Raw genomic sequence first — 6675 nt, 5'->3', positions numbered from 1 at the left:
GGGCATGAGAGAAGGGCGGGGATGGCCGTGACGCAGCAGATGAAGGCAGCCAAGGCAGCAGCGGTGGAGCTTCCCGTGGACCCGACGCAGGACGTCGCGCCGGACGGGGACAAGGCGAGCGAAGGCTCGGGCGCGAGGGAGATCGCGTCCCTGACGCCGATGATGCGCCAGTACCTCGAGGTGAAGGCGCTGCACCCGGACACGGTGCTCTTCTTCCGGCTCGGGGACTTCTACGAGATGTTCTTCGAGGACGCGGTGAAGGCCTCGGAGATCCTCCAGATCACGCTCACCGCCAGGGCCAAGGGCGCCGACAAGGTGCCCATGTGCGGCATCCCGTACCACTCGTCGCGCCGGTACATCGCGCGCCTCATCGGCGAGGGCCTGAAGGTCGCCATCTGCGAGCAGGTGGAGGAGGCCGGCAGCGGGCCGGGCATCGTCCGGCGCGAGGTGACGCGGGTCATCACCCCCGGCATGGTGCTGGACGAGGAGGTGCTCGAGCCTCGCGACAGCAACTTCCTGGCCGCCGTGTACTGGAACGAGAAGGGCTTTGGTGGGGCGCTGCTGGAGGCGTCCACCGGCGAGTTCCTCGCGATGGAGGCGGGCTCGGCGGCGGAGCTGGCGGAGTCGCTGTCTCGCGTGGAGCCCCGGGAGCTGCTGGTGCCCGCGGGGCAGCGCAGCTCGGCGGAGGTGGCGCAGCTGTGCTCGCGGCTGCCTCGCGTGCCGGCGGTGGCGGAGGGGGAGGTCGCGGCGTTCGAGCCGGCGCGGGCGGCGGGCTATCTGCGCTCGCACTTCGCGGTGCAGTCGCTGTCGGCGTTCGGGTTGGATGACGCGCCGCTGGCCACGGGGGCGGCGGGCGCGGCGCTGCGGTATCTGAAGGACACGCAGAAGACGCCCGCGGCGCACGTGGACCGGCTGAGCCGGCAGGAGCGCTCGGGCAGCCTGCTGATGGACGAGTCCTCTCGCGCGAACCTGGAGGTCCTGCGCTCGCAGCGGGACGGCGGGCGCAAGGGTTCGCTCCTGGGGGTGCTGGACCGGACGGTGACGAGCCTGGGGGCGCGGAAGCTGGCGCGCTGGCTGGCCTCGCCGCTGGGGTCGCTCCCGGAGATCCACGCGCGGCTGGACGCGGTGGAGGAGCTGTCGGCGAAGAGCGTGTGGCGTGAGGAGCTGACGGGCATCCTCAAGGAGGTGGCGGACCTGGAGCGGCTGACGGGCCGGCTGTCCTTGGGCGCGGGCAACGCGCGGGACCTGCGGGCGCTCGGGGTCTCGCTGGCGCAGCTGCCCCGGTTGGGAGCGGCGCTGGCGCGGTGTCAGGCGCCGTTGCTCCAGTCGCTCGCGGGGCCGCTGACGGCGCTGCCGGAGCTGGCGGACCTGCTGGCGCGCTCGGTGGTGGACGAGCCTCCCGTGGCGCTGAAGGAAGGCGGCTTCATCCGGCAGGGGTACCACGCGGAGCTGGACCGGCTGGTGGAGCTGTCGACGTCCGGCAAGGACGTGCTGCTGAAGATCGAGGCGCGGGAGAAGGAGCGCACCGGCATCGGCTCGCTGTAGATCCGCTACAACAAGGTCTTCGGGTACTACCTGGAGGTGACGAAGTCGAACCTGCACCTGGTGCCGGCGGACTACATCCGCAAGCAGACCACGGTGGGGGCGGAGCGGTTCGTCACGCCGGAGCTGAAGGAGCACGAGGAGCAGGTGCTGACGGCGGAGGAGCGCCGGTGCGCGCTGGAGCTGCAGCTCTTCGAGGAGCTGCGGGCGAAGGTGGCGCAGGCGGCGCCGCGCATCCGCTCCGCGGCGGAGGCGGTGGCCACGGCGGACGCGCTGCTGTCCTTCGCGCGGTGCGCGTCGGAGTACGGCTACACGCGGCCGGAGGTGGACGCGTCGGAGGTGCTGAGCATCACCGCGGGACGACACCCGGTGGTGGAGCGGATGCTGGGGGCGGGGGAGTCCTTCGTTCCCAACGACGTGCGGATGGACCCGGAGGACGCGCAGCTGCTGGTCATCACCGGCCCGAACATGGCGGGCAAGAGCACGGTGATGCGGCAGGTGGCGCTGACGGCGCTGATGGCGCAGGCGGGCTCGTTCGTTCCGGCGAAGGCGGCGCGCATCGGCCTGTGTGATCGCATCTTCACGCGCGTGGGCGCGGCGGACAACCTGGCGCGCGGCCAGTCCACGTTCATGGTGGAGATGACGGAGACCAGTCACATCCTCCATCACGCCACGAGGAAGAGCCTCATCATCCTGGATGAGATTGGCCGTGGCACGTCGACGTTCGACGGTCTGTCCATCGCGTGGGCGGTGGCGGAGCACCTGCATGACCACGTGAGCGCGCGCACGCTGTTCGCCACGCACTACCACGAGCTGGTGGACCTGGCGCGTGAGCGGTCCAAGGTGAAGAACCTGTGCATCGCCGTGAAGGAGCAGGGCGGCAAGGTCATCTTCCTGCGCAAGCTGATTCCGGGCGGGGCGAGCCGCTCGTACGGCATCGAGGTGGCGAAGCTGGCGGGCCTGCCGTCGGAGGTGGTGGGCCGGGCGCGCGAGCTGCTCCAGAACCTGGAGTCCGGGGAGCTGGACGACGCGGGGCGGCCCCGGGTGGCGGTGCGGCAGAACCCGAAGAAGGCGGCTGTGGCGGCGGGACAGCTGGGGTTGTTCGGTGAGCCCGTGGCCCCGGCTCCCGCGCTGCCCGCGTCGCACCAGAAGGCGCTGGAGGCGCTCAAGTCGGCGGCCATCAACCACCTGACGCCGCTGGACGCGCTCAACCTGCTGGCGAAGCTCCAGCGCGAGCTGGAGTAGTCGCGGGCCGGGAGAGGTTCGCGGACCTGTCCCGGCACCCGCGGCTCAAGGGGCTACTTCTTCTTGGCGACGCGCAGGGGGACGGAGACCTGGGTATTCTCCCAGGCGAAGTTGAGCGCGGGGGCCTTCACATCAACCGTGATGGAGAGGGCCTCGTAGGTGTCGGCGGACTTCTTCGTGGGGACGTCCACGCGCAGCACATCCTTCGACTCGTCGTACTTGTACGCGCCCCACTGGCCCACGTCCTTGCTGACGATGAGGGTCCACTTGTCGGCCTGGGGGATGGTGAAGAGCGAGTAGGTTCCGGCGGGGAGCTTCTTGCCGGCGAGCTCGAGGTCACCCGTGGTGGTCAGCTCCGTGGCCTGGTTCGCGCCCAGGCGCCACACCTCCCCGTAAGGGACGAGCTTGCCGAAGATCTGCCGCTTCTCGCCCGTCTTGGGGTCCTGGATGCGGGGCGAGTGGTACGTCACCTTCACGTAGGTGGTGTCGTCCAGCTTCTTCGCCGTCATCGCGAGGGGGCTGGCAGGTGCCTTCTCGGGGGGAATCGACTTCTGGGCCACGGCGGGCGTGGCCGCGAGGAGGAACAGCGCGGCGAGGGCGGGGAGGCGCAGGTGCCACGAGTAGCGATGGTTTGTCATAGGGGCGCCCATCATACAGGACGCGTGGAAGCACAGCCTGGTTCGCCGAAGACAGGGGCTCATGTCTCCTCCCCAGCACAGCGCTTCCAGCGCCGCTCAGGCGCACTGGACCGCCGTCCCAACGGCTCCGACGCAAGGCCCGCTTGGCGGAGTTCATCCTTCCAGGAGGGCTTTGAACGCCACTGCCGATAGCCACGAAAGCAGGATATACTTGAGTTGAAGCTTTGGTCGTTGGGCGCTGTGTGCTCGCAACAGGAGATTGACAGTGGCTACTCAGAAGATCGGACGCTGCTTGGCGGTGCTGTGGGGGCTGTGCGCGGGGATGGCGGCCTGCGGCGGGAGTGACCTTGAGAGCGACCGCGTCCAGACTGAAGCGGAGCACGGTCGTCAAGACAGCCAGCTCTTGCAGGCGCCCCATGCCTACAGGAACAGCGACGCGTACAACCTGGCCAACGAGGGTGGCCGTTATGTGGAGTTGGTCGTCGCCACCTCCCCAGCCCAGCCGTTCGCCGCGGTCCATGCGTGGCGGACGCACCAGCAGGGGGCGAATCCAGGGGCGTACGGCAACAACGGAGACCTGGTGGGATACACCAACCCGCAGGGCGTCTTCGAACAGTCCGGATACTTGCCGTTCGACTTCAGCCTCTGTGGCGTGTATGCGGATGAGACCTTCGCGGTCGGCTCGGTGACGGGCCCTCGGTCTTCGCCGATCTCCTTCCGGATCTATGTCTCGCCGACTTCGGGCCCTCACGCGCCCGGCTGCCACCGTTGAGGTTGAGGCTCACGGGGGGAGGGCGCGACGCGGGACTGCTCGCGCTCAGCTCCCATGGTCGTGCAGGCACGTCTGGCACGTCTTGGAGAAAGGGCTCGAGGCGACGAACTGCGAGCAGTCGCACCCCATCACGAAGCAGGAGTGCACGTTGTCGTAGCGCCCGCCGAAGGGGTGGGGCGCGAACGTCTGCATCGAGACCTTGCCCACGCTGGTGGTCGGCGTGGGGAATGACGACCCTCCGTAGCCGATGAACAGCGGTTGGGGGATGGGGTCCTTCTTCAGCGGCTTCCGCCCTTGGCTTCGCGGGCTGGGCCACGCCAGGAGCTTCACCTGGGGTGCGTCGCTCTGGCCCGGGTCGGGCAGACGCACCGCCACGCGGAAGTACAGGGCTCTCGTCTCCCAGTGCTCCGGTGACTGGAAGTCCCAGAACAGGTCGCTGACCGTCGCGACGGTGGGGTGGACCGAGGAGCCCTGATAGGCCCCGAGGCTCTTGTAGTTCTGGATGTGCATCACGGCCTTGGAGCAGCGGTCCATCACGAACATCCACTGCTCCTCCTCCGCGTGCTCCAGCGACGTCTGGAACTTCGCGGTGCTGGCCTTCACCTCGAAGAAGGCCCAGCGGGGGCTCGTGGGCGTGTGCTTGAGCTTCGCCGTGAGGTCCACGCCGTTGCCGGTGTTGTTCTGCACCGGCCCCCGGATGTCGAACCCGAGGTGCTGCAGGAACTGCATCGCGATGCGCTCACCCGTGTCGCCAATCCAGGCGCTGTCCATGTAGGTGATGCTGTCGCACTGGGCCAACAGCGTCATCGGCACGCCGCCGGTGCCACCCGTCTCGCCCCAGGCGTAGCGGACCGCCGTGATGGGCGCGCCCTGGAGGTACTCGGTGGTCCCGAACCGGGGCATCGATACGCGGATGAGGTGCAGCTCGAACTCGGCGCCCTGGTTCATCGCCGCCTCGACCGTGCCCGCGCCCTCGAGCGCGTCGTCGCCGTACTCGCCATTCAGCGCCCGCTTGATGCGGTCATTGACGAACTTCTCGGCGTTCTTCTGCGCCTTGGAGCACTGCGCGTCGTTGACCTTCACCTCGATGCAGTGGATGACCCGGCCACGCTGCGTCACCTTCTGCGTGCGAGTCCGGCTCGGGAAGCGCGAGGTGCTGACCGGCACGGTCGAGGGCCCGACCATGCAGTTCCTCAGCAGGTCGTACTCGTCGTTGCCGTTCGTGATGAACACCAGGTCGATGCCGTTGTTCCGACTCACGCAGATGGAGTCGAGGTTCGTCTCTGCCTTGATGTAGTTGCGGAAGAGGATCTCCGCGTGGACGCCTCCGTGGTACTGGGGCACGTCCAGATTGACCTGACTCACGGTGATGGCCTGGTTGCTCGCCAGCCCCTCGTAGTGCTTCCGCGCGTAGCAGTCCGCGCAGGTCGTCTGGGAGGTGCAGGACCAGAACAGCCGACCGCAGTCCGTCGTCGAGCAGGCCTTGATGTCGGAAGGCTTCTTCATCGCGCAGGAGCCGCAGATGAACTGGTTGAAATCCGAGCTGCTGAACCAGTCGCTCCCCGTCCCGTACTTGTCCAGCTCCAACGGCGTCGTGCAGACCGTGCACTTCTTGCGGTCATCCCGGAAGACGAAGCCCTGGGTGAACGTGATCCGCGGCGCCTCCAACCGCTCGCGCCGCTTCTCCATGTACTCGATGACCGTCGATGCGACGTCGTTGCCGAAGGACTTGAAGCGCAGCGCGCTGATCGCCTGGTCGAGCATCCAGACTTCCGTGCAGGTGTCGATCGCCAGCGCGAGCGCGTTCTTCTGCGAGGTGTCGTCGGTCTCGTAGGTGATGCCATTGAAGGTGATTTGCATGGGGGCGGCTCACGCCAGGCGAATGAGGCACGGAGCGAGTGCCCGTGTGTCCATCGCCGCCCCTCCGAGCAAGGGCCATACCAGCCCCGCGTTGGCGGGCTCCCGGGGCGTCACTCGCCGCGCGCTGCGTTCCATGGGGACGCAATGCGCGTCACGCCGTGACGCTCGTGCCGACATGCTCCTCTCGCGCGAGGTGCTCCATCCGCCGGTCCCTGCACGGCCGGCTGCAAGAGGTGGACGATTTCAGCGCGGAAGGTGCTCAAGGTCTTCCTCCCACCGGGATAGGTTCGCGGGCAGCGGCTTCCGGAGGCACAAGGGTGGGTCGCCGCACTGGACGGCCGTCGTCCCACCTTCCCGGTATATATTTGGCGCGTGCCGTTCCGGGAATCCCAACACCACACACCACGGTCCCCGCGGTGCGACGCGTGAAGCGGGCCTCCGGAAGAGCGGGGCTCGTCGCGGCGCTGCTCGTGAGCGGGGTCCTGCATGCGCTGCTCCTCGTGTGGGGCAGGTCCCGGAGTCCAGGCCCGGTCTGGAAGGTCGCCGACTCGCGGGCCGTGGAGTTCGACATCGTCGAGCGTCAGGCGCCGCCCACCCCGCCTCCCGTCCCCCCTGCAC

3 protein-coding genes and 2 pseudogenes are annotated in these 6675 nt (G+C 68.4%); 3 read left to right on the top strand and 2 right to left on the bottom strand.

The features are described from left to right. The first annotated feature begins 159 nt into the window (after window positions 1-159). Window positions 160-2787: pseudogene (mutS, locus tag FL311_RS39615) on the top strand (DNA mismatch repair protein MutS). Between the two features lie 53 nt (window positions 2788-2840). Here mutS and FL311_RS39610 read toward each other — a convergent pair. Further along, window positions 2841-3425: a DUF2911 domain-containing protein gene (locus tag FL311_RS39610; protein WP_228557391.1), complete on the bottom strand. Its 585-nt coding sequence runs from the start codon at window positions 3423-3425 to the stop codon at window positions 2841-2843. 265 nt (window positions 3426-3690) lie between these two features. Here FL311_RS39610 and FL311_RS39605 point away from each other — a divergent pair, with 265 nt between their 5' ends. After that, complete coding sequence (locus FL311_RS39605; protein WP_141332830.1) at window positions 3691-4197, top strand: hypothetical protein; 507 nt, start codon at window positions 3691-3693, stop codon at window positions 4195-4197. A 45-nt stretch (window positions 4198-4242) separates the two neighbouring features. Here FL311_RS39605 and FL311_RS39600 read toward each other — a convergent pair whose 3' ends face one another. Beyond that, window positions 4243-6057, bottom strand: a complete 1815-nt coding sequence (locus FL311_RS39600) for a hypothetical protein (protein ID WP_141332829.1) — start codon at window positions 6055-6057, stop codon at window positions 4243-4245. A gap of 425 nt (window positions 6058-6482) precedes the next feature. Here FL311_RS39600 and FL311_RS45705 point away from each other — a divergent pair. Then, window positions 6483-6675: pseudogene (locus tag FL311_RS45705) on the top strand (hypothetical protein); the annotation flags it as partial.

It is taken from the genome of Myxococcus sp. AB025B (assembly GCF_006518215.1).
Lineage (GTDB): Bacteria > Myxococcota > Myxococcia > Myxococcales > Myxococcaceae > Myxococcus > Myxococcus fulvus.
The sequence above is the reverse complement of the archived record's forward strand: the minus strand, read 5'-3'. Positions and strand labels throughout refer to the sequence as shown.